Below are 23,812 nucleotides of genomic sequence, written 5' to 3'. Positions count from 1 at the left end.
TCCAATCAAAAAAGCCCCGAACAATTTAATGCTCGGGGCTTTTATCTTTATTCTTCAGCTTTGGTAAGCGTTGCAATTAAGCAAGGAACCAGTATTCAACAAGAATCGTCTAAGAATACACGACGCTTGCTGTTTTCTGTTCAAGTTCAACGGGAGAGTTCCAAGAAATCACTTTTTCGTTCACTTGGCTACCACATGGTGCATTCCAAACTTGCTCTAGCTCTTCTTTGCCTCCAATTGCTTCATAAAACGCGATAGCTTGGCGATTTTCAGACATCACTTCTAGGTAAAGCCCTGAATCCGAATAGTATTGCTGTAACCACTTCGATAGTTCAGACAATAGACGCTTGCCTACACCGCGACCGCGGTAATTATTGTCTACGTGTAACGCATCAATGAACGTACCTCGTTCAAAGTTGTGATTGCCAAACGCGCAGACGAAACCAACCAGTAAACCGCCTTCTTCTAGCAATAAAACATGTTGGTTGAAAGGAGGATTAATCAAACGAGTCTGCCAAATAACAGATCTGTCCTCCAAAACATCATTTTCTAAGTAATCATCAGCAAGGATGCCACGGTAATATAGCTTCCAGCTATCCGCGTGTAATTGGGCAATCCGCTCATAATCTTTATATTCAGCTACCTTAATTTCCATTTATTAGCCCTTAGTACTTCCATTTATGACTTGCTACTACATTTCACACTACCTTTATACAATATTTAAGCAAAACATACTAATACACGTTTACACTTTCAATATTGACTTACACGTGTACGCTGATATTCTAGCGCACAGATGTAAGCCCAATGGAAATTTGCTAATGAATAGTGCCGACAAACAATCTACAAAAAAGCCGCCATTAATCTGGCTCAATATTTTTGTATTCTCTTTTAGTATGCTGCTTGCTGTTGTAGCCGCTCCCGTTTATGGCTACTTTTTTGGCTATGGTATGGAGCACTGGATATGGCTAGCGATCTGCTTTACGTTCTGTAACCTTTCAATCACGACGGGTTATCACCGCTTATGGTCACACAAAGCGTTTGAAGCGCATTCAAGCCTAAGATTCCTGTTTGCATTAGGTGGTGCATTTGCCCTGCAGAACAGCGCGCTACACTGGTCTTCTGATCACCGTGTACACCACAAGCATGTCGATAACAACGACAAAGACCCATACTCTGCAAAACGCGGCTTTTGGTACTCGCACATTGGTTGGATGATTCGTAATTACAGCACTTCAATGTACGAAAACTACGAAAACTGCCGTGACCTTAAAAAAGACAAGATTGTTATGTGGCAGCACAAGCACTATGTTCTGTTGGCATTGCTGATGAACTTCGGTGTTCCTATCGCTTTAGGTGTTATTTACGGTGACGTACTTGGCATGTTGTTAATCGTAGGCGCTGTTCGTTTGGTACTTAACCACCACACAACATTCTTCATTAACTCTCTTGCTCACATCTGGGGTAGCCAACCTTTTACCGACAAAAACACGGCCCGCGATAACGGTGTGTTGGCGGTTCTAACTTTTGGCGAAGGCTACCATAACTTCCACCACATTTTTGAGAACGACTACCGTAACGGCATCTACTGGTGGCAATACGATCCTACAAAGTGGTTGATCAAAAGTGCTTCATTGATGGGACTGACAAGTAAGCTTAAAAAGACCCCTCAAGCTCGCATTGAGAAAGCCGAAGCGTCAATGCTACTCAAACGCACACAGCAAAAAATCATGCACCGTGCCGACAAGCAACAAATCGCAGACAAGCTTCAGCAAGAATTCGATGCTCTAGTATCAAACATGAACGAGTACTACGAAGTCAAAAAGCAGCTACTTGAAAGTAAACGTGAAGACGTTGTGAAGAAGTACGAACACTCAGTTCTTAAAGTTCGTTACCAGCAAATCAAAATGAATTTCGAACAACAGAAGAAAAATTGGGCGATGACAGTGGAACAATATGCTTAAAGCAAAAAAATACGCTTAACACACCAATAACAACACAGTTTGATTCTTATTCTGAAGCCCTTATATTGCTATGAGGGCTTTTTTAATTCACAGTTCTAATTAAATTTATGAATTTTAAGTCTTTATTCTAATTACAGACACTAGTTCCAAATGTCACATTTTCAATGCAACAAGATGTCACTTCAGAGCCTTGCCTGTGACAAGAATCACTTACAGAATGATATCCATCTCATAACATGCGCGTCCCAAATTTCTTTCAGCAATTAGCGGACCCACTTTATGAAATTGTTAAAAACATCTATCGCTTTCGCCATCTCTTCTGCACTTTTGATTGGTTGCAGCAGTGACACAGATTACGTTCAACCTGAAGAAGTAAAGATCGCGACTTATAACTTGTCTTTTGATCGTGCCACCTTCGAAGACCTTGTGACAGAAATGCAGATTGAACCAAGCGCTCAAACAAAACTAGTGACCGACTATTTGGATAACACGATTGATGACGCTGACAAAGTAACAGCTGCAAAGGTTATCCAGATCCGCAACGTCGCTGCCGTGATTCAAAAGAATCGACCTGATGTGCTGATGATGGCTGAATTTAACAATGATGGTACTGGTACCGACAAATCAGCGCTCGAAGGCTTCCAGAAGAACTACCTTTCTGTTGCTCAAAGTATCGAAGGTGCAGGTGGCGACGCGAACCTAGAACCAATCTCATACCCATATTTTGAAAGCTATTCGACCAATACAGGTTTGCTGAACGAATTTGGTTTTGATTTAGACAATGACGGTAATTTTGGAACACTTCCCGGTGACGCTTGGGGCTTCGGTTTCTACCACGGTCAGTACGCGTTTGCTCTAATGTCTAAATATGAGATAGACACGGCAAACACTCGTACATTCCAAGAATTTAAATGGAAGGATCTTGAAGGTGCAACCATCCCAACAATCACAGTGTGTGATGATCCTAGTAAGTTCCCTGTCGGCATGGACTGTGGCGACGAGTGGTACACAGCAGCTGAATGGGAAGAAGTTCGTCTATCGTCAAAAAACCACGTTGACGCGCCGATCCTAATTCCAACTAAAAACGGGACAGAAACCGTTCACTTGTTGATGTCACACCCTACTCCTCCAGCTTTTGATGTGGGTAAGAACATTGAGCAAAACGCAGCAGAAGTCGACTTCTGGCACCAATACATCCAAAACAAGTCGTTCATCTATGATGACACTGGAAAAACAGGTGGCCTAGAGCAAGGCAAGCACTTTGTTATGATGGGTGACCAAAACCTAGATCCTGTTGATGGCGACGGCATTAGCTCTGTAATGCAAGACTTGCATAACGACTCATTAGTTAATCAAGAAGTCACCAACGGCAGTCTATACCCTACTAGTTATGGCGCAGCTGAACATGCGGTAGATAAGTCATCGTCTCACCCACAACCAAACCGTATAACTTCGACGTTTGGACTTGCGGTTGATTACGCACTGCCGTCAGCTACATTAAACATTGTTGAATCTGGTGTTTATTGGTCAGCTTCGTATGAAGAAGGACGCAAACTATTCAATGACTCACGAATTGGTGATTATGGTAACGGCAAGGATGTATCCTCTGACCATCGTATGATCTGGGTAAAGGCTGATTTCAGTAACTAATTCATTCACTTTTTAAGATGCCCGGCTTAGTGTCGGGCTTTCTTATGAGCGTAATTCATTAATAATCTCGCGATTACAAAGAGAATTATGGACACAAACAGCCATAGTCATTGGATAGATCGTATCTTTTTCTTTGGTTTATAGATACTTATATTACCCGGACCCAGAGATTTATTGCCCTAGGAATTCACAATGACTAAGCTAACCATTATTGCAACGATCGTCTCTAAAGAAGATAAAACTGAGCTAGTTAAATCAGAGATGATTAAATTGATCGATAAAACCCGCTCCGAAGAAGGCTGTATCAACTACGACCTCCATCAAGATAACAGTAACCCTGCTCACTTCGTTTTTCATGAGAACTGGGATTCTGAAGCTCATCTAGAGAAACACTTAGCGAGCCAACACATCGCCGAGTACATGGCTGCGACTGAAAACTGTATTGAAACCTTTGTGCTTAACAAAATGACGCACATTGCCTAACCAGTCACTCAGTACTGATTCAATAAAAACCCTGCTTTCAACGCAGGGTTTCGCTTTTCTTGCCTGTCATGTTGTTTCGAGTTCATTTTGTGCCAGGCTCGATGTGCCGCTTCCTCCCTCATAAACAGAAGCTAATCTCTCCACAGTCGAAATATTCCTAAACCAATATCAAGTAACCTCACGAAAGATCATTCACATTCATTTAAATACTGTTCGCGCGCTTTGACCATAAACTAAGCGCCAAATTACAAGAACAACAGTCGACAGGAATGTAGATGAATACCAAACAACTTGAGGACGCTGTAAGTGAAGTGAACTTATTCAATCAGCACCTATACTTAATCCAATCCGTGCATACCATTCCGACCCCAAAAATGAATTGGGAGTCGATTGCGATGGAGCCTGCTCCGGTAATGCCAACAGTTCGATTCGATCATAAAGTCAAAGCCATGGAAGCACTCGATGAGTACAAGCCTAGCTGGCTAGATATGCTGCTAGGCAACAAGTCGAAATTGTACACCCTCACCAACAATATTGAGCGTGCCGCCGAACAGGACATCGAGCAATACAAGACAGAGTTTGTGCATTGGGTTCAAAGCTACAGCTACTGGGCCAAGGGCAATCAATTATCGAAAGGTATATTAAACAACGATAGTGAAGCAAAGCTTTCTGCCCTTTCCGAAGCTCAGCAGAACTCGATTAACGCCGCGGTAGCCGACACTAAGCTGATTAACCATAACTTCAATACTTATAAGAATGGTCACCTGCTAGAAATCAATATTCAGGTTAATAAGCACAACGTGATCCCTAAAGAAAAAAAGGTATTGTGCCAAGGTGAAGTGAAGCTTGAAACGATGTCTCTTTCTGAAAGCAATGCTTTATATCGAGAGTATGTCTGCAGCTGTATTCTCAAATGTGCGCAAGATGCTTTCAATGTCTTACCCGAGACGAGCGTTGTGATCAATGTTGAACAGATTTCAGCAGATCAATCAAGCGAGACCATAGTTTCATGCCATGTCGAACAAGGGCTACTCGAGTTCTTATTAATCGAAGACGATAAACCTTCTGAGATACTTGAATTCTTTGTCCACATTGAAGATTTCAATCCTCATCGAGGTAGCGGGTTCTCAGCGATAAAAACGATTTTTTCGCCTTTACCTATGGCGTCGTAACTCACTAGCTTTTTCGATTCAATCATTGGCGACTCTTCACGACTAACCTTGCGTTCGTCGTATTCTATCATTTTATATACCAAACCATTATGTCGACACACGCTATCTCGCAAACAACGCGCCCATTAACAAACACAGTTTCATACACACGATACCTAGGAAAGCTACCTTTAGCTCTCATCGCGTTCTCTATGCCCATATTTGGAAAAGAGGCTGGAGAGGAGGTTGAAGAAGTGGAAGTCGAGGACCAAGTCGTATTAAGCGAAGGTTCTGAATTACAAGAAGAAGCTAAAGAATCCCCTTTTACGACCTTGACCAAGCTTGGGTTTATCTACTCACAAAACACCAACTCATCTTTGTCGATCAACTCTGGAATCTCTATTGGATACAAAAAAGAGAACTGGGGCCAACGAGTTCAGTTTGATACCTACTATACCGATGCTGAAAACGACGAAGACGGTACCAATCGCTATACCACCAACTATGGCATCAGCTATGACTTGAACGAAATCACCTATTTGGTCGCGACAACACGTTTTGAACACGATCACTATGGTACCTATCGTAAGCAATTCATTACCGCGACCGGATTGGGTCGTCACTTTTACGATACAGAAAGAATCAAGCTTCAAGGCTCTGCGGGTCCGGGTTACAGAATCAGTCAACGACAACCCTCCGATGAAGAGTTCCCAAACAAAGAAAACTACGAGCTGATCGTTAATGCCAGTATTGATGGATCGCTAACACTTACAGAAACGTTTTCTATGGGTGCAACTGCAAACATGGCCTACGGTGAAGAGAACACAAACTACAACCTAAAAGGCTATTTGAAGAACATTCTGATGGGTAATTTAGCACTGACGTTTGATACCGAATACATTTACAACACCACTGTCGCCTCAGATCAAAGTAACACCGAAATCTACAGCTCAATGAATCTAAACTACGATTTCTAACCGCCCTCACCGCTTTCCTCACTTAATCTAGCCCACAATAGCAAAAGGCCCTCACAATGAGGGCCTTGAAGTATCTAGATAAATTTAAAGCATCTCGCTACGCTGGTTTGGTTCTTAATCGAGTCAACGCATCCATTTGCTTTAGGTTCGCCATACCGACATACGCGACAGGCACTAAGAACAATGAGAAGAAAGTTCCGACAGATAATCCACCGACCAGTACTAAACCAATATTAATTCGACCTAATGAACCAGGGCCATCAGCCAGTGCTAACGGTAATGAACCTAGGATCATCGTGAGTGAGGTCATCAAGATAGGACGCAACCTCGAACGAGCACTGCTGATCGCCGCTTCTTGCGCACTGGCGCCAGACTTACGTTTCTCATTCGCAAACTCCACCAGCAAGATACCGTGCTTGGTCACTAGGCCAACCAGTGTCAGCAACCCTATCTTGGAGTAAATATTGAGGCTTTGACCAAATACCGACAGCGTCAAAATCGCGCCCACAATACATAATGGAACCGTTAACAAGATGATCATAGGGTCGACAAAGCTTTCAAACTGCGCCGCCAAGATCAAGAAGATAAAAATCAACGCCAATACGAATAGCACTTGTGCGCCCGCGGTTGAATCAACCAAATCTTTAACGATGCCATTGAATTCGTAGCTCTGCGCCGGTTTCAATAAGCTTGGAACCGTATCATCAATGTAGGCTTTAACATCACTTGCCGTGTATCCGGGCATTAAGTCAGCCGTAATTTCAGCGCTGTCTTTACCCATGAACGTCTTGAAGTTAGATTCCGATGTCACTTGTTTGATTGAAACAAATTGGGATAACGGAAGCCTTTGCCCCGATTGTGAATCCACATACAACTTATCGAGCACCTTGAAATCACCAAGATCACTTCGGTTTACTTGAACTTGAATTGGGTATGTATAACCGTCATCCGCTTGTAAATCCGCCGCTTTCACTGAACCCAGAAATGTTGATAACGCATTGGTGACATTGCCGTAATCCACACCAGACAACACAATCGCATTACGGTCAATCGATAAGTCATAGCGTAACTGGTCACGCAACATCGAGTTCTTAATGTTGGTTACGCCCTCGTAATCCTCAAGCGCGTTAACGACTTCGCTCGCGGTTTCAGACAGCACAGTGGTATCACGGTTAACCGTTGTCAATTCAAGGATCATGTTGGTAGCGATGTTTAGGTTATCTGCTGAGCGCACCTTGAAGGACATGCCGTAAGCAGAGACTGAACTTTGTGCTTTAGCGATAAACTCGTTTACCAATTCATCAGCTGACTGGTCACGTTCACCCCATGGTTTCAACAGAACGTGATTGGTCGGTGTACCTTCAATGTAAGATAAGTTCGCTTCTACTGAACTATTACCCTTGAACACACTGTTAAGCTGCTCGTTGTTATCTAAATGGTACTGACGGCCAACACCAGTTGGTGGCGTAGAAGTCACCTCAACAAAACCGGTATCTTCCGTTGGAAGTAATACTTGAGGCATTTTCCAAACCGCTAAGGCAGACAGAGCGATTAGTACCAAAGCAATACCACTCATCAGAGCCTTACGATCAAACCATTTGCCCAGTTCTTTGGTGTATAAATCCGATAACACATTCAGTTTCGCATCAACCTTTTGATACCACTTCGCCGGAGTTGATACAGGCTTCATTAAATAAGCACTCATCATTGGCGAAAGCGTTAACGCCACAAACCCAGAAATAATGACCGCTGCTGCTAACGTGAAAGCAAATTGTCTAAACAGGTCAGCGGTTAAGCCCGCCATCAAGCCAATTGGTAAGTAAACAACCGCCAATGTTAACGTCATAGCAATCACTGGAAAGACGATCTCTCGACACCCTTTAATTGCAGCATTAAATGGCGTTTCACCTTCTTCGATATGACGATAGCAGTTTTCAGCCACGACAATCGCATCGTCGACCACCAAACCAATAGCAAGGATGATTGCCAAAATAGTAAGCACATTGATGCTAAAGCCAAGTACATGCATCACGGCAAACACACCAATCACACATACTGGAATGGTGATGATTGGAATCGAAGCCACACGAACAGAACCGAGGAACAGAACGACGACAACAGAAACAAGTACAATCGCTTCCACTAAAGTCATGAAACCTTCGTCAATTGCCGTTTTAATGAAATCAGCTTGGTTATAAACCATCTTCATCTCAATGCCTTCTGGCAACTGAGGCTGAATCACATCAATCTGTTTCTTCACTTTATTCGCAACGGTTACTGGGTTTTCACTTTTTAGCGGCAACACCTGAATCGACATCGCTAGGTTGTCGTCTACACGTAGAATACTTGGTGTAAGGCTCTCTTCCCCCATTTTGACTTCAGCGATATCACCTATACGAATGATCTTGCCGTTATCGACACGAACCACCAAATCTCGCACGTCATCAACGCTGGTGACTTGGTTTACTGGGTTGATAGAGAAATCTCGCACTTGCCCCTTGATGGTACCCGCGGTAAACGTTGCGTTGTATGAACTTAAAGTGCCGACAACGTCAGAAGCACTCATGTTGAGCGCCATCATACGATCCGGTTGCAACCAAACACGCACCGATTTCTCACTACCGCCGTACGGCCCCCAAATACCACCGACACCTTGAATATGCTTAAACTGCGGCACGACTTGTTGGCTGATGTAGTCGTACATATCTTGTTTAGACATCTTGCCAGTATTCACAAACGTGATGATGTTGCTCGGCATGCTAGTATCAGAAGAGTCATCCGTTACTGTTGGCTTATCCGTCATACTCGGCGGGAAATCACCAATCGCTTCAACGCTGCTACGCAGGTTGTTCATCAAGCTAGTGTATTCGACGTCATTAATGTCATCTTCAAAGATGATTTTTAGATTACACGTGCCTTCCTGACAATCCGTGGTCATGGTCTTAACACTATCAAGACCCGTTGCCGCGGTGATCAGTTTATCTGCCACATTGCGTGACATAAACTCCGCACTCGCACCATTGATCGCAGCCGTTACCGTTGCTGACGGTGTTTTATGTTCTGGAAAGTACTGGATTGAGAGCTTTTGAAACGACAAAAGCCCAAGCAAAACAATGGTGATACTCAGAACTGACGCAAACACAGGGTGCTTAATACAAATCTCAGGAAGCTTCATCCAGATTCTCCTTCGTTACAGCTTCCTTGCTTAGTGTTTCGTTAGTGTGAGTTTCGCTCGTTGAATCCTCAACAGCCGCGCTCGTCTCTGCTTGCTCGCTGTTTTCGATGATCGCTTCATCTACGCCTTTCGATGCTTCCGTCCAATCAACCGAAGGCTCAATCGGATGGGGTTCATCCACCTGTGTTATGGTCTTTTCTACTTTAGGCTTTGCGGTCTGCTGAGGATTGTCTTTGTTTGTCGGTTCCGTTATTAGCTCAACGGTTTTCTGTTCAGCATTTGGGTTCATGACCTTAACTAACGACGCTTTCTTAAGATTCTGTTGTCCCGTCACAACGACGTTATCGCCAAGCTTCAAGCCTTTCTCTACAACAACGTAACCATCGTTAGTATTCACGCCTAATTCGACAATACGTTGCTCGATTCTTTCGCCATTCACAACCCAAACAAAGCGCTCTGCATCTTTTGCTTGAACTGAGTTTTGGGAAACCACCATTTGCGTGGAGTCTTCACTCGTCATCTGACTTACTTTGGCAAACATACCCGGAACTAAGCGATGCTCTGGGTTAGTCACGTGCGCGTGTACTTCAACACGGCCTGAGCTCTCGTCCACCGCTGGCGCAATGTAATCCACCACGCCAGAAAACGCTTCATCAACAAATGCATCAACTTGGATGGAAACATTCTGCCCAAGCTTTGCGTTGCCCAAGTCCGACTGGCCAATGGAATACTGAACTTCGACAGGATCAAGTTTGATCAAGCTAACAAGTGCCGTCGAACTATCAATTTTACTGCCTACTGAATGGCTAAAGTTAGTGAGCTGCCCGTCAAATGGGGCAACCAACAGGTAATCGTTCATTAGCGCTTCTTTCTGGCGGAAATCAGCCGCGGCTAGATTCGCCTGTTCTCCCAGTTCTTCCACATCTTGCTGAGACATAGAGTCAGGCTGTTTCTTTAGTAATTCTTGTACTCGCTTTAATTTCGACTTTGCTAACGCTAGAGAGCTTCTAGCTTTGTCGAGATCGGCTTTCGCTTTGGTATTGTCGAGTTGAGCGATCAGTTCACCTTTTTTAACTGAATCTCCATCTTTGAAATGGATATTAAGAATTTTGTCGGAGGCACTAAATGTCAATGCAGCAGAATCCGTTGCCCTGATTTTACCTACCTCGTTGATTGAAGAAGTGAATGCTCGTTTGTGAGCTTTTTCAATAGTCACAGGAATCAAGTTTGAATCTTGGGCAAACGATGGAGAGATATGTAAGGCAAACAGTGCCAAACAGATTGTTTTACTAAGCTTTGTAAATTTCATTTTTAATAACCATAACCGTTGAATTCGTCTGAATTAAAACGTTTTTCTAAGCAGCTATTTCTTACTTAATGAGCTTCCAGCTATTTAAATAATGCTAAAACAGCTAATAATGGGAAAAGGGCTCAACTCACTGTGGAGCCCTGCATTTTTATATGATTCCTAAATTTTTACGTTCTGAACTCCAAAGTAAAAGTTAAAGTTAAAAACGATGCTGATACTGAACACCGAGCAAGAGTGCATCGGCAGTCACATCAGCAGTTATATTGGAACTCGTTCCTGGGATCGTCGTCAGGCTTTCGTCAATATCTTGTGATTCTCCGATGATAAATCCGACACCAATATCAACAGAACTGGCGGCCGTGACGTTATATGTCCCTCCGACGGTGAGCCAATGACGGTTAACATCAGGAATGGATAACGATGTGAGTTCGTCAGTTGGAGAAAGGTCGTACATGTAGCCAGCTCTTAGCACGATGTTTTTTGACATGGTGTATGTACCACCGACCGAAACATGCCCCGCATCTTTCCATTGATACTCCTTGATAGAATCGTCGTAAGAATCAGACGTTAATGAATCAAATTCAGACCAATTCACCCATTGCAGGCTGTAATGGAACGCCCATTGCTCGTTGATTTGGTGCCATCCGGAAAACTCTAGAGTATCTGGTAAAGGCACGTTCATCTTGTCGGCAGGGACACCACCTTTAGTAATATCACCTTCTACTTCGATATCTGGGCTATAACGATAACTAATACCAAATTTGTTGTGTTCGTTGACTTGGTAAGTCGCGCCAACATTTGTGCCCAGACCGAAGCCATCTGCGTCCACATTTAGCAAGCCTTGGCGGTATATCTCACCCTCACCGTAAATGACATCCAGTCCCGCGCCTAAGTTGATTTTTTCTGACAACTCGTAAGCCACAGCAAAACCAACGTTGATACTGGAAAGCGCCGTTTTACCTCCGAACTCGTCCGCTTCGAACGACTCGTCAAACTCAACATCGGTGCCGAAGTTAGAATGCACAGTTGCACCTAATGTGAATTTAGAACCTTCGATAGGGTGAACATAATGCATGTTTGGGACTAACGTCCCTGCATCTAACGATTGATCATCTAACGTTTGAGTATCACCAATCATTGGCGTGTAGCTAACATTAGACACATCAATACCACTATCGATATAAATAGCCCCAACAGAGAGTGTTGGTTGCTCGATGTAAGCCATCGCAGCGCTGTTCTTTGCAACAATCGCGGCGCTATCTGCCATCACAGCATCGCCCGCAAATGCACGGCCCAACCCTGTTGCTGATTGTGCGTTAAGTTGGAATCCTGCGGCGTTTGTTAAGCAAGGAATGAGAGCAGCAGCGGTGCCCAATAAGAGTTTATTCTTCATCTTGAGGCACCTCTGTTTCGATATGATCTTCGTTCACTATTTCGATTGATGCACCCGTTGTTGTTACCATCGATGCAACGGCAACCTGCTGAGTATTGGTCGCATCCCAAACAAAATTGAGCTCTTCAGAATCTGGGAATCCGGGTAATCCTGATTCGTCCATCGTTCCCTCATAAGGGAATAGGTAAGTACCATGCCCTCCCGTGGTCGTTCGAATAACCCCCCGGGTTTCTGTAGTAGTTAATGGCTGTCCTGTCGTACCCGTAATTGGAGCTAATCCCAAAGCCTTAATTAGTGGCTCAGTTCCCGTTCTTATGTTGTCTGGAGCTGAGTTGGGAACGACACTGTCTGGTACATAATCCACTCCAACATCACATGTTTCACCGCAGTCGCCCACTGCCGCCAGCAATAACGTTGGTTGTTTGTTGTTAGCTTGGCGGGATGTAAAACTCGCAGGGTCAGAGCTATCAATAGCAGCATGAACACCCTGCTTTAAACCAGTCACAAGAAGGTCATATATATCATTTTCTAACTGGTTAACCGTAAGAGCATTTTCGGAAGATAAACTGACAAACTCGTTTAATGACTCAATACACTCTTGGTTGTTATTCTCTGCATCGCAGCTTTCCGGAATCACAGTTTCAGCGATACTACGCTGTATATCCGGCGATTTTTTCACCCCATCGGACATTTCCGGCCCTAACGTCTGAGAAGACAAAACCAAATTGGTAAGCCCCTGACCCGGAACAACAAAGTTAACCGTTTTGAACTTAAACAATGGTGAGTCTTGGCTAAACTCACTAACCATCACCGACATGATCCCACCCAGAGAGTGACCGACTAGGTGAATATTGCTCTTATCAACCCATGGCTGATTATTCAGAGCAAAGCGTAGACCTAAGAAATCCGAAACCGACTGCTGTAAATTGGAGCGAAGCGCGAAAGGTGAGTCGATATTGATGAAAAATGATTTGTTCTCTTTAGCACTGATTTCAAGAGCATTCACATCGTATCTCATACGTTCGCCGTGATAGGGCATGTCAATAGCTACAACTGCATAACCTTGTGTTGTGTAATCTTTAGCCATTAGAGACGCAGCAGATTTATCAGCCGTGACGCCATGAATAAAGACAACGCTCGGAAGTGTTGTCTTCCCATCCCAACGGGCTGGTGTGTAAACATCGGCATTGACAATCTGTGACTGGACAACAACTGGCAGTGGTTCATTTACTGTAGGAAAACCGCCTGTCGATGTTTTCATCCATTCGTATAGCGGCGGGCATGATGCCTTTGGTTCATATTGGTCGTAATCGCACTCAGATTCACGACTCTTCGTGAAAGGTAGATAAAATGGCAGTTTTAGTTTCTGAGTATAAAGGTCATATTTAGTCGTTTTATCTTCGATCAAGATGAGTTCGCCAGAAAAAGTCGTTCCTTCAACAATATGGTTATCCCTCATCGCATCCAGTGACGAATATGAACTCTGAGTTTTAAATTGAGCTGCATATACAGGAATACCCTTCTCAGGATACAGCGCATAATATGAATCTATCGCATTTAATACCTGCTCCTGAAGGCTTACTTCCTTATCGCTGTCTAGCGGAACACCTGAATAAATCAATTCATCAAAGCTAGCGTCTGCTTTTAAAGGTTCGTCAAATTCAGTTTTTACCCCATCAGTCACAACGATCGAGTAAGTCGTTCCTTCTTTTAATCCTGACTCGCACTGAATAATAATATTAGAACCATCGGCTGATATTTGAGTGCTAACTTCCTCACCAGTTGACTCATTAATTAACACCACGTTCACCGATAAAGTTTCATTATTCAGTGGAAAACGCTTATCAGAATTAATACTTTGTAGCGGAATTAAAATAGGCTCTGCACAAAGTCCCCAACCATCTAAAGCGGCGTATGAGTTGTTGTAGTCCTGATAATAGGCATCGTTCTTTGATGACAAAGTTACAGCGTGTTCACCGACTCCAGTAATGGTTCCGTCGTCGTCATACCCGTATCCATCGTTTGGTTTTGGCAGTTCATCAATGTTGTAGGGAACCAATACTGAAACAGGTTCTTGAGTCGAGTCTTCAGACTGACAGCCGAGTAAGGCAAGCGTAATTAGTCCACATATATATGGCTTATTGAAATCTTTCAAAACAGCTCCTTCGTAGCTTTCGCATTTAACTGGTGTGGTCATGCGATTTATCGTTATTTGAGTTGCCGATTGAGTCGGAAGTAAGCTCGACTTTTATTCGCAGAGAGCAAGGCAACACAGAGTTGGAATGACACGTTGATAAAACTACGTAAGAAATTTGAGCAATTAACCCACACCCACTAAATCAGCGTCACCCGTTAATGATCCAATAGCTACTAACGGCAAGCACCTGAAACCGCATTAAACAACCTCAAAAAGGTATATAAGGAAATCTAATTAGGTTAATAAATCATTTTAAATCATAACCTTAAATATCAAAGGCACCAAAATCAGCAAGTTTATATTTGTAGCGACATTTGTTATATTTAGGTTAGAACGCTTATAACAATGAGAACCCAGATGTCTGCTGAATTTATTATCAATGATGATATACAGGTCAATTTAGAAGAGAGTGAAATCCATCACTTTAAGACGGGCCGTACGTACCCAATAGGTTCTAACGAATCAGAGCTGCTTAAGTTTTTTATCTCGAGACCCAACGAGGTGATCACTCGCCAAGTTCTTATTGAGCAGGTGTGGGTGTCTAAAGGTATTTACGTAGAAGATGGCAGCCTAATGCAAACCATCTCGATTTGCCGAAAAGCGTTAGAAGATAAGAGCGGAATGATCATCGTCACTGAGCGCGGTAAAGGCTACCGATTTGCAGGACAAGTGACACAAGATAAAGAACGTGCATTGCGCAAAATTCAAGCTCAACCCACGCAACAAACTGCACAACCCACAGAGAGCTCTATAGAAGAAAGCCCAACGGTAGAAAAAACAGCCCCAACGAAAAAGACAAACCATGTGTTAGCGCTAATTGCTTTATTTGTATTAACCGCTGGTCTGTCCCATTATTTGTTTGCTTATTTAGACAGAAATAGCTTGGGTCAAGATCTTACAGGGCAGCATTTTATCTCTTGTACAATCGAAACCGACGAGTTCACCTTTAAAGAACTCTACAACGTCACTCTTTATGAATATAAAGGTCGAAAAATCATCATAGATAATTCAGGAAAATCTTTGAGCTTCCCTAGTGAATTTAAAGGAGTTACTTGTGAATAAAGAAAAGCAGATATTCGTAATCGTGGCTCTATTGGGTGTTTTGGTCGGCTGGTTAACAACCTTTATTCCAAAAGAACACCTTAAAGGTCATTATTTGGCCAACACGGCATCGGTGGTTAATCCGCCCGAGAAAATAATTTATAACCAAGCTTCCGTGAATATCGAATTTAAGAAGAACAATAGTTACGAGTTGTTATATGTTTCGACTAAAGAGGCTGGTTTCACATCGTCTGGCACTTACGTTGTCACTCAACACGATATTTCGTTGGATGAGACTCAACACGAACAGATCATCCCAGACAGAGAGCTCACGTTCTATGAAAAAGTCATGATCAGTGAAGGTTCTGTACTCTCTTCAGATGCGATGACTTACATTCCACTGAACGACAGAGAGCTGTTATTGGTGACGCAACGTGGAATGATTCATTTCTGTAAAAAAGTGGTATGTGCCGACCTGCCCGCTTATTCAAATTCAGAACCGGAAGTAAATATCAATTAAGCTTACCGTCACTAACAGAGCACACTCTGTAAATTCTATGTGACTTTCCTCTGGCGTCTGCTATTTCCCAATTAAGTAGGCGTCAGACTCTAATCCTCGAATGCAAAAATACCTTCCTAAATGTAAGAAATAGCCCTTTCCTTTTGATTTCCACCACTAAGTTAGAAAAAGCATAATTTTATAAATTAAAGCATTAATATGCAACTTAGCACAACAAAAGTGATCCAAGCTATATTCTAGCAAACGATATAATTTGTTTATTAACATCTAAACAACAGTAGTTAATCACGATTTACAACCACAATTAACATCGAAAAAAATGTTTGTCTTAGATCATATCAACCTCAACTATGCCTCGTGCCACAGTGCAGTTTTCTGTACATTCATTGTCATATTCTGAAACACTTTCTTATATTTTTTAAACTTTGTGGAGATTTCTATGTTAGAGCTCTTGATCGGATTAGTGATTACTATTGCTGTTGGTTACTTTATTGTAAAAGGCTATAAAGCGGCGGGTGTATTACTAACTGCTGGCCTTGCCCTACTTCTTATTACTGGCCTTATTGGTCACACAGTCTTACCAGCTAAAGTCGCTTCAACAGGTAACATGGTTACCGACTCACTAGAATTTGTTAAATACATGCTTCAGTACCGCGGGGGCGGCCTAGGTATGCAAATCATGCTTCTTTGTGGTTTTGCTTCTTACATGACGCACATTGGTGCTAACAACGTGGTAGTGAAACAGTTCTCTAAACCACTTGCTGCGATCAAATCTCCCTATGTACTTCTTGTTGCGGCTTACATCGTAGCGTGTCTGATGTCTCTAGCAGTAAGTTCTGCAACGGGTCTTGGTGTGCTATTGATGGCAACCCTATTCCCAATGATGACGGCAATGGGTATTTCTCGCCCAGCGGCAGTTGCAGTTTGTGCGTCACCTGCTGCCATCATTCTTTCACCAACCTCTGGTGATGTGGTTATCGCGGCAGAAAAGTCAGGCATGTCCCTTGATGTGTTTGCTGTTCAAACGGTACTACCTGTTTCTATCTGTGCAATCATCGTAATGGCGGGTGCGGCTTTCTTCTGGAACAAATACCTAGATAAGAAAGAAAACACACCAATGGAGAAAGTAGACGTTTCTGAAATTGAAACGACCGCACCGGCTTTCTACGCTGCACTTCCATTCTTACCTATCATCGGCGTTTTTCTATTCAACGGACGGACTATCCCTGGGCTTTCACTTGATATCTATACCATTGTGGTAGGTTCTATCTTCGTGGGCGCGGTCATCGATTACGTTGTTAAGAAGTTTGACGGCGAAAAAACACTAGAGGATTTAGACTCTTGTTACCAAGGTATGGCTGACGCATTTAAAGGCGTGGTAATGCTGTTGGTTGCGGCAGGCGTATTTGCTCAAGGTCTAATGTCTATTGGTGCGATTGATAACTTAATTGGTCTTGCTGAATCGGCAGGTGCAGGCGGTATCGCATTGATGCTTATCCTGACGGGTCTAACGGTTGCTGCAGCTATCGCAACAGGTTCTGGTAACGCGCCTTTCTATGCATTCGTAGAACTGGCTCCATCACTGGCGGCAAAAATGGGCTTGAACCCAGCGTTCCTAATCATCCCAATGCTTCAAGCATCAAACCTAGGCCGTACTATTTCACCAGTATCTGGTGTAATTGTAGCGACATCTGGTATGGGTAAAATCAGCCCATTTGAAGTAGTAAAACGTACTTCTGTACCAGTAATCTGTGGTCTTATCACCGTTATCTTCGGCACGCTTGTATTGGTTCCAATGGCAGCGTAAGCCTTAAGTTTCTAATCTCAAAGAACGAAGAACAAACGAACACCAATACTGATATAAAATGCGTAAACAAAAAGGCGCTGAACCTAATAAGTTCAACGCCTTTTTTTAATCTCATTTTCTCAACATCGTTAAAACTATCGAGATATGTATAAACAGTAAGGCTTGAAATAGTGTTATCTCAAAGGAACAAGCCCTACTTCATTTCACCATAGCGTTCTAGATACAGAACCGTTGCAGCAGTACGTGAAGGCACTTGTAGCTTTTTCAGCAAGCTTTTCATGTGTACCTTAACTGTCGATTCAGAAATAAACAGGTGATCTGCTATCTGCTTGTTACGGTAACCTTTCGCGACTTCTTGAAGGATTTGCATTTCGCGTTCAGTCAGTTGGTCGAAGATATCATTGCGACTACCAGCGTCATTTAAGTAACGAGCAACCACACTGCTGTAAGCTTTGTCACCGCTGTGTGCTTGCTTAAGCAATTCGATTAACTCATCGGGTTCAGTGTCTTTTAACAAGTAGCCGTCAGCGCCGGCCTTTACGATCGCTTCAATGTCTGCAGGGCTATCAGAAACCGTGAGAATAACGATGTTAGCGCTTGAACCATCAGTACGCAGTGCTTTCAGCGTATCAAGTCCAGACATGCCTTTCATATTAAGATCCAATAGGATCAAATCAGGTTCTTCTTCATGGGCAAGAGCGACTGCTTCAGTACCGTTACTTGCTTCTGCAATCACTTCGAATTCATCTTCAAAGCTCAGTAATTGGCTTATACCTCTGCGCATCAATGGATGATCATCAACCAGCATTACTTTACAAATCGTCAACTTTAACTTCCTTCAAACTTTTATATTTCAATATGACTGTACAGCCTTCACCTTGAGCCGCTTCAATCGTTAAGTCGCCATTCAGTCTTGCCGCACGCTCCTGCATAATACTCATCCCGTAGTGGTTCGTCTTGGAACTACTTGAGTCAAAGCCATCTCCATTATCTTTAATCACGACTAATACTTCACCGTCCTCATCGATACAGCATACATCTATCAAGTCGGCATTGGCGTGTTTTATTGCGTTTATTGTTGCTTCACGAATCAATTGAAGCAAGTGAACCTGACTGTGTGCATCAAGCTCTATGGATGAAAGATTATTGGTTAGGTTAATCTTTGCATCTGTTCTTTCACTGAGCTCTTCAAGCATGGTACTTAGAGCCTCGCCGAAGTTGCCCTCTTTTATTGTCAACCTAAAGGTTGTGAGCAACTCTCGTAATTGAGTATAGGCATCAGCTAAACCGTTGCCGATTTCCGACGCTATTTGTTCAGATTGCTCTCGATGCTGTTGTTCTGGCAATTTGCCAATCACGCGCTTCAACAATGTCACTTGGATTTTCAGATACGACAGTGATTGGGCCAATGAATCATGTAGTTCACGTGCAATTGTTGCACGCTCTTCCATAATAATAAGCTGTTCTGCTTTCTTCTGCGCACGATTATAATAGATCGCCCGTGATAACAGTTGGATAAAGCTCTCAATCAGAGTCTTGGTTGAATGGCCATGATGATATGAACAATATAAATAGCCTAAGATAAGCTCATTATCATCCAACTTCATTTCAAACTTTTCATAATCCAAGTTCGAATCATACCCTTCGTCCATAATCAATGAACGACCCGAACTATCAGCTATCTCAAGCCTTAACGACTCTATTCCTTCTAGACTGACTAGGTGCTGCAGAATAGCTCGGAAGTTTTCTGGTGCGATACGTGTAACCGTAAGTTCTTGTGACGAGTGATAAAGCGCCTGCAAAGATTGGTTGGCGTTTTGCAGCTCAACTGTCTTAGCGTCTACAACTGACTCAAGGTTTCGATAGAGCACGCCCAAATCTTTGGCCATCGAGTTAAACGTTTTAGTCAGAATACCCAGTTCGTTGTTATTGGTGACCTTTAACTCTACCTCAAAGTCACTGTTTTTGATCCGCTGACTGGCTCCAACGAGCGCATGCAATGGCTTAACAACTTGTTTACGTACAAAATGAACAACAAAAAGAGATATGACCAAAATTCCGCCTAAGCCAACACCACCGGCCCACGCCAATTTTATTAACTTATCTTCTGAGAATTCTTGAAGCTTGAAAACGAAGCCATCTATCTCAGTAACAAAGTTCTCAACCAACACGAGATAGTGCTTGCGATCTTCACTGTTTAATACTTGCTTCAGTTCATGCCACCGACCAATAATTAAATAGTAATCTTCTGTGATGTCTGTCGGAACATTCCAACTGACCAAATTGGTCATTGATGGAGAATAAAGAGAACTTTCGAATTCATGAATATGAGATTCGTAATCGACGGATTCTATTTGAATATCATGGGCTAAACGGTAGCTTTGCATTCGCATTGAACCAGCCACGTTAACCGCTTCCGCATCATTCAAGCTTGAAGCCAAAGTAAAGATGGCAAAGCCAGTCGTAGCAACCGACAACAGCAGTATAGAGAGCAAGGATTTTGCTATCGTACTTGTTACAGATGAAACCGGTTTTATAAGCAAAAGTGCCTTCCTATTGATAAATGACTTGCCAGCGATATCGTATTGTCACACATCAAAAATCATAGCTCCATTCAATATGTGATCACTCGCTCCGTAATTTATTGATCTAAGACAATATATGCCCCCAATTAGCCCTTAGGGGGTATTTATACAATTGTTTCTAAAACTACACTACTTATGAGGACAAATTACAAGATATTAATGGAATATTGACCTAAAATTACAACATCTTAGCAACATCTATAGGTATTAAGTGGTAGATCTATCAAAACGCCGTCTGTTCTCTAGAAGAAAAGTTGACTCAAGCCAGATTCGTTTGCCTTGGATTAACAACTTAGAAAGCTTTACAGATGACTGTACTCGCTGCGGTAAATGCATCGAGAATTGTGAGACTAAGATAATCATTGTAGGCGATGGTGGTTTCCCCACTGTCGATTTCTCTATTGATGAATGCACGTTCTGCTATCAATGTGCAGATGTTTGCCCCGAACCCATTTTTAAGCCAAAGCAGGGAGAGCCTTGGCAAGCAAAAGCACATATCTCTGATAAGTGCTTAGCGCAACAAAATGTTGAATGCCGAAGCTGTGGTGACATGTGTGAACCTATGGCCATTCAATTTCAACTTAGAGCAGGCAGTGTTGCTCTACCAAAAATCAAGTTAGATGAGTGTAGCGGTTGTGGAGCCTGCGTAGCAGTTTGCCCTACTTTAGCTATTCTTGTGAGTAATGCATAAAACAAAAATAACGAGAGCAATTTATGGCACTAAATGAAGTGCATATATCAAGTTTAGTCGTGCATGTGAGCCCAGAGCATCTAGACGAGATCAAAGCACAAATCGAGCAGTTCGATAATGCAGAGATTTACGGCAGTAGCCCTGAAGGCAAAATCATAGTGGTCCTAGAAACCGAAAACCAAGGTTTTGTAACGGATACCATCGAAGAAATTAATAATATTACGAACGTTTTAGGGACAGCTTTGGTTTATCACCAAATCGAAACTGGACTGGACGAAACGGATTTAGAAACTGGAAGCAACAATTCTCAACTTGAGGGTGAAGTATGAAAATGACAAGACGTGCGTTTGTGAAAGCAAACGCAGCTGCATCAGCGGCAGCCGTTGCAGGTGTAACTCTACCGGCAACAGCAACCAACCTGATTGCTAGCTCTGATCAAACAAAAATCACGTGGGATAAAGCGCCTTGTCGTTTTTGTGGTACGGGCTGTTCGGTACTGGTAGGTACTCAAAATGGTAAAGTGGTTGCAACTCAAGGCGACCCAGAAGCTCCTGTAAATAAAGGCCTTAACTGTATTAAAGGCTACTTCCTTTCAAAAATCATGTACGGTAAAGACCGTCTTGAGACTCCTCTACTTCGTATGAAAGACGGTGAGTTCCATAAAGATGGTGATTTCGCACCAGTATCTTGGGACAAAGCTTTCGACGTAATGGCTGAGAAATGGAAAGCTTCACTGAAGAAAAATGGCCCAACAGGTGTTGGTATGTTCGGTTCAGGCCAATGGACAGTAATGGAAGGCTACGCAGCCGTTAAGATGATGAAAGCGGGTTTCCGTTCAAACAACATCGATCCGAACGCTCGTCACTGTATGGCTTCAGCGGTAGGCGCATTCATGCGTACTTTCGGTATTGATGAGCCAATGGGTTGTTACGATGACTTTGAACACGCAGACGCATTTGTACTGTGGGGTTCAAACATGGCAGAAATGCACCCAGTACTATGGACTCGTATTACAGACCGTCGTCTAAGCCACCCACACGTTAAAGTAAACGTTCTGTCTACTTACTACCACCGTTCTTTCGAGCTTGCTGACACTGGTTACATCTTCAATCCTCAGTCTGACCTTGCAATTGCGAACTTCGTAGCAAACTACATCATTCAAAACGATGCAGTTAACTGGGACTTCGTGAACAAGCACACAAACTTCAAGCAAGCAACGACAGACATCGGTTACGGCCTTCGTGACGATGATCCACTGCAGAAAGCTGCTGCGAACCCTAACTCAGGTAAAATGACTGATATTAGCTTCGAAGACTACAAAGCTTCTGTTGCTGAATACACAGTTGAGAAAGCGTCTGAAATGTCAGGTGTATCTCAAGACGACCTTATCAAACTGGCTAAGCAATACGCAGATCCAAACATCAAAGTAATGTCACTTTGGACTATGGGTATGAACCAACATACTCGTGGCGTATGGATGAACAGCCTTGTGTACAACATCCACCTTCTTACAGGTAAGATTTCTACTCCAGGTAACAGCCCATTCTCACTAACGGGCCAACCATCTGCGTGTGGTACAGCCCGTGAAGTTGGTACATTCTCTCACCGTCTACCGGCAGATATGGTTGTTGCTAACCCTAAACACCGTAAGATTGCAGAAGACATCTGGAAACTTCCAGAAGGCACTATCCCAGCTAAACCAGGTGCTCACGCTGTAGTTCAAGACCGTATGCTTAAAGACGGTAAGATCAACGCTTACTGGGTAATGTGTAACAACAACATGCAAGCCGGTCCAAACATCAACACTGAACGTCTGCCAGGTTACCGTAACCCAGATAACTTCATTGTATGTTCTGACCCGTACCCAACGGCAACAGCTCAAGCGGCTGACCTTATCCTTCCAACAGCAATGTGGATCGAGAAAGAAGGTGCTTACGGTAACGCAGAGCGTCGTACACAAGCATGGTACCAACAAGTGAAAACCGTAGGTGAAGCTAAGTCTGACCTATGGCAAATCATGGAGTTCTCTAAGCGCTTCACTATAGAAGAAGTTTGGGGTGAAGAACTGGTTGCGAAAATGCCTGAGTACCGTGGTAAAACCATGTACGACGTGCTTTACAAAAACGGCAACGTTGATGCATTCCCACTGTCTGAAGCTCAAGAGCTTAACGATGATGCACAAGCTCAAGGTTTCTACGTTCAAAAAGGCCTATTCGAAGAATACGCAGCCTTTGGTCGCGGCCACGGTCACGATTTAGCGCCATACGATCGCTACCACCAAGTTCGTGGTTTACGTTGGCCTGTTGTTGACGGTAAAGAAACACTATGGCGCTTTAAAGAAGGTTCAGATCCATACGCTAAGAAAGGCTCTGATTGGGACTTCTACGGTAAGCCAGATGGTAAAGCACTGATCATCAATGCCCCATACGAAGCGCCACCTGAAGTACCAAACGATGAATACGATATGTGGCTATGTACAGGTCGTGTTCTTGAGCACTGGCACACAGGTACTATGACTCGTCGTGTACCAGAACTTTACAAAGCAGTACCTGATGCACTGTGTTACATCCACCCTGCTGACGCTAAAGCTCGTGGCCTTCGTCGTGGTGATGAAGTTCTTATCGAAAACAAACGTGGTGAAGTACGCGTTCGTGTTGAAACTCGTGGTCGTAACCGTCCACCACAAGGCTTGGTATTCGTACCATTCTTTGATGCAAGAATTCTGATCAACAAGTTGATCTTGGATGCAACGGATCCTCTGTCTAAACAGACGGACTACAAGAAGTGTCCAGTTAAGATCACTAAGGTTTCTTAAGAGCCATATGCTTTTAGAAACTAGGTACAAGATCTAACGTATTTAATATTGCGG

Annotated in this window: 18 protein-coding genes; 11 read left to right on the top strand and 7 right to left on the bottom strand. The window is 43.2% G+C overall.

Annotation, left to right across the window (positions count from 1 at the left end):
* Nucleotides 1–109 precede the first annotated feature (109 nt).
* Nucleotides 110–655 carry a GNAT family N-acetyltransferase gene (locus CWO08_RS18040; RefSeq protein ID WP_055318731.1) on the bottom strand — a complete coding sequence of 182 codons (546 nt, stop codon included), beginning with the start codon at nucleotides 653–655 and terminating at the stop codon, nucleotides 110–112.
* A 166-nt stretch (nucleotides 656–821) separates the two neighbouring features.
* Here CWO08_RS18040 and CWO08_RS18035 point away from each other — a divergent pair, with 166 nt between their 5' ends.
* The 5 genes from CWO08_RS18035 (at nucleotide 822) to CWO08_RS18015 (ending at nucleotide 6,225) form a co-directional block, all read left to right on the top strand.
* The gene (locus CWO08_RS18035; protein WP_048660095.1) at nucleotides 822–1,964 is read left to right on the top strand and encodes a fatty acid desaturase; all 1,143 of its coding nucleotides are present in this window, start codon (nucleotides 822–824) and stop codon (nucleotides 1,962–1,964) included.
* 279 nt (nucleotides 1,965–2,243) lie between these two features.
* Nucleotides 2,244–3,614 (top strand): endonuclease/exonuclease/phosphatase family protein, encoded by a 1,371-nt coding sequence (locus tag CWO08_RS18030; RefSeq protein WP_102479738.1) that lies wholly within the window; start codon nucleotides 2,244–2,246, stop codon nucleotides 3,612–3,614.
* Nucleotides 3,615–3,806: 192 nt separating this feature from the next.
* Entirely contained in the window at nucleotides 3,807–4,097 is a 291-nt protein-coding gene (locus tag CWO08_RS18025; protein ID WP_102431386.1) for a putative quinol monooxygenase, read from the top strand.
* Between the two features lie 275 nt (nucleotides 4,098–4,372).
* Nucleotides 4,373–5,269 (top strand): hypothetical protein, encoded by an 897-nt coding sequence (locus CWO08_RS18020; protein ID WP_107898958.1) that lies wholly within the window; start codon nucleotides 4,373–4,375, stop codon nucleotides 5,267–5,269.
* Nucleotides 5,270–5,460: 191 nt separating this feature from the next.
* On the top strand, nucleotides 5,461–6,225 hold the full coding sequence (locus tag CWO08_RS18015; RefSeq protein ID WP_107898957.1) for a DUF481 domain-containing protein: 765 nt from the start codon (nucleotides 5,461–5,463) through the stop codon (nucleotides 6,223–6,225).
* A gap of 97 nt (nucleotides 6,226–6,322) precedes the next feature.
* Here CWO08_RS18015 and CWO08_RS18010 read toward each other — a convergent pair whose 3' ends face one another.
* The 4 genes from CWO08_RS18010 to CWO08_RS17995 form a co-directional block, all read right to left on the bottom strand.
* Nucleotides 6,323–9,400: an efflux RND transporter permease subunit gene (locus CWO08_RS18010; protein ID WP_108020872.1), complete on the bottom strand. Its 3,078-nt coding sequence runs from the start codon at nucleotides 9,398–9,400 to the stop codon at nucleotides 6,323–6,325.
* Nucleotides 9,387–10,709, bottom strand: a complete 1,323-nt coding sequence (locus tag CWO08_RS18005; protein WP_102431382.1) for an efflux RND transporter periplasmic adaptor subunit — start codon at nucleotides 10,707–10,709, stop codon at nucleotides 9,387–9,389. Before CWO08_RS18005 ends, CWO08_RS18010 begins: the two co-directional genes overlap by 14 nt.
* 199 nt (nucleotides 10,710–10,908) lie before the next feature.
* Entirely contained in the window at nucleotides 10,909–12,102 is a 1,194-nt protein-coding gene (locus CWO08_RS18000) for an outer membrane protein transport protein (RefSeq protein WP_107898955.1), read from the bottom strand.
* Entirely contained in the window at nucleotides 12,092–14,299 is a 2,208-nt protein-coding gene (locus tag CWO08_RS17995) for an alpha/beta fold hydrolase (RefSeq protein ID WP_108020871.1), read from the bottom strand. The genes CWO08_RS18000 and CWO08_RS17995 overlap by 11 nt, the downstream gene beginning before the upstream one ends.
* 357 nt (nucleotides 14,300–14,656) lie before the next feature.
* Here CWO08_RS17995 and CWO08_RS17990 point away from each other — a divergent pair, with 357 nt between their 5' ends.
* From CWO08_RS17990 to dcuC, 3 genes are all read left to right on the top strand, one after another.
* Nucleotides 14,657–15,361 (top strand): winged helix-turn-helix domain-containing protein, encoded by a 705-nt coding sequence (locus tag CWO08_RS17990; protein ID WP_102431379.1) that lies wholly within the window; start codon nucleotides 14,657–14,659, stop codon nucleotides 15,359–15,361.
* Nucleotides 15,354–15,860, top strand: a complete 507-nt coding sequence (locus CWO08_RS17985) for a hypothetical protein (RefSeq protein ID WP_102431378.1) — start codon at nucleotides 15,354–15,356, stop codon at nucleotides 15,858–15,860. The genes CWO08_RS17990 and CWO08_RS17985 overlap by 8 nt, the downstream gene beginning before the upstream one ends.
* 439 nt (nucleotides 15,861–16,299) lie before the next feature.
* Nucleotides 16,300–17,667, top strand: a complete 1,368-nt coding sequence (dcuC, locus tag CWO08_RS17980) for an anaerobic C4-dicarboxylate transporter DcuC (protein WP_009845449.1) — start codon at nucleotides 16,300–16,302, stop codon at nucleotides 17,665–17,667.
* A 193-nt stretch (nucleotides 17,668–17,860) separates the two neighbouring features.
* Here the strand turns inward: dcuC and CWO08_RS17975 are convergent, their stop codons facing one another.
* Both CWO08_RS17975 and narQ read right to left on the bottom strand, forming a co-directional pair.
* Entirely contained in the window at nucleotides 17,861–18,493 is a 633-nt protein-coding gene (locus CWO08_RS17975; RefSeq protein WP_008219279.1) for a response regulator, read from the bottom strand.
* Nucleotides 18,480–20,210 carry a nitrate/nitrite two-component system sensor histidine kinase NarQ gene (gene narQ, locus CWO08_RS17970; protein WP_048660079.1) on the bottom strand — a complete coding sequence of 577 codons (1,731 nt, stop codon included), beginning with the start codon at nucleotides 20,208–20,210 and terminating at the stop codon, nucleotides 18,480–18,482. Before narQ ends, CWO08_RS17975 begins: the two co-directional genes overlap by 14 nt.
* A gap of 253 nt (nucleotides 20,211–20,463) precedes the next feature.
* Here narQ and napF point away from each other — a divergent pair, with 253 nt between their 5' ends.
* The 3 genes from napF to napA are packed head-to-tail and all read left to right on the top strand — an operon-like array spanning nucleotide 20,464 to nucleotide 23,758.
* Nucleotides 20,464–20,943: a ferredoxin-type protein NapF gene (gene napF, locus CWO08_RS17965; RefSeq protein WP_102431377.1), complete on the top strand. Its 480-nt coding sequence runs from the start codon at nucleotides 20,464–20,466 to the stop codon at nucleotides 20,941–20,943.
* 23 nt (nucleotides 20,944–20,966) lie between these two features.
* Complete coding sequence (locus CWO08_RS17960) at nucleotides 20,967–21,272, top strand: chaperone NapD (protein WP_019824440.1); 306 nt, start codon at nucleotides 20,967–20,969, stop codon at nucleotides 21,270–21,272.
* On the top strand, nucleotides 21,269–23,758 hold the full coding sequence (gene napA / locus CWO08_RS17955; protein WP_102478766.1) for a periplasmic nitrate reductase subunit alpha: 2,490 nt from the start codon (nucleotides 21,269–21,271) through the stop codon (nucleotides 23,756–23,758). The genes CWO08_RS17960 and napA overlap by 4 nt, the downstream gene beginning before the upstream one ends.
* The last annotated feature ends 54 nt before the right edge of the window (nucleotides 23,759–23,812 follow it).

Source organism: Vibrio sp. 10N.286.48.B8 (assembly GCF_003050085.1).
Taxonomy (GTDB): Bacteria; Pseudomonadota; Gammaproteobacteria; order Enterobacterales; family Vibrionaceae; genus Vibrio; species Vibrio crassostreae.
Note: the sequence above shows the minus strand (reverse complement) of the source record. Positions and strands in the feature narration are given on the sequence as shown.

What these genes read in the sequence shown, in the direction of transcription:
- CWO08_RS18005 (WP_102431382.1), bottom strand. Translation starts at nt 10,709, where the DNA reads ATGAAATTTACAAAGCTTAGTAAAACAATCTGTTTGGCACTGTTTGCC.
- CWO08_RS18020 (WP_107898958.1), top strand. Translation starts at nt 4,373, where the DNA reads ATGAATACCAAACAACTTGAGGACGCTGTAAGTGAAGTGAACTTATTC.
- CWO08_RS17995 (WP_108020871.1), bottom strand. Translation starts at nt 14,299, where the DNA reads ATGACCACACCAGTTAAATGCGAAAGCTACGAAGGAGCTGTTTTGAAA.
- CWO08_RS18030 (WP_102479738.1), top strand. Translation starts at nt 2,244, where the DNA reads ATGAAATTGTTAAAAACATCTATCGCTTTCGCCATCTCTTCTGCACTT.
- dcuC (WP_009845449.1), top strand. Translation starts at nt 16,300, where the DNA reads ATGTTAGAGCTCTTGATCGGATTAGTGATTACTATTGCTGTTGGTTAC.
- CWO08_RS17990 (WP_102431379.1), top strand. Translation starts at nt 14,657, where the DNA reads ATGTCTGCTGAATTTATTATCAATGATGATATACAGGTCAATTTAGAA.
- CWO08_RS18000 (WP_107898955.1), bottom strand. Translation starts at nt 12,102, where the DNA reads ATGAAGAATAAACTCTTATTGGGCACCGCTGCTGCTCTCATTCCTTGC.
- CWO08_RS18035 (WP_048660095.1), top strand. Translation starts at nt 822, where the DNA reads ATGAATAGTGCCGACAAACAATCTACAAAAAAGCCGCCATTAATCTGG.
- CWO08_RS18010 (WP_108020872.1), bottom strand. Translation starts at nt 9,400, where the DNA reads ATGAAGCTTCCTGAGATTTGTATTAAGCACCCTGTGTTTGCGTCAGTT.
- CWO08_RS17960 (WP_019824440.1), top strand. Translation starts at nt 20,967, where the DNA reads ATGGCACTAAATGAAGTGCATATATCAAGTTTAGTCGTGCATGTGAGC.
- napA (WP_102478766.1), top strand. Translation starts at nt 21,269, where the DNA reads ATGAAAATGACAAGACGTGCGTTTGTGAAAGCAAACGCAGCTGCATCA.
- CWO08_RS18025 (WP_102431386.1), top strand. Translation starts at nt 3,807, where the DNA reads ATGACTAAGCTAACCATTATTGCAACGATCGTCTCTAAAGAAGATAAA.
- CWO08_RS18015 (WP_107898957.1), top strand. Translation starts at nt 5,461, where the DNA reads ATGCCCATATTTGGAAAAGAGGCTGGAGAGGAGGTTGAAGAAGTGGAA.
- CWO08_RS18040 (WP_055318731.1), bottom strand. Translation starts at nt 655, where the DNA reads ATGGAAATTAAGGTAGCTGAATATAAAGATTATGAGCGGATTGCCCAA.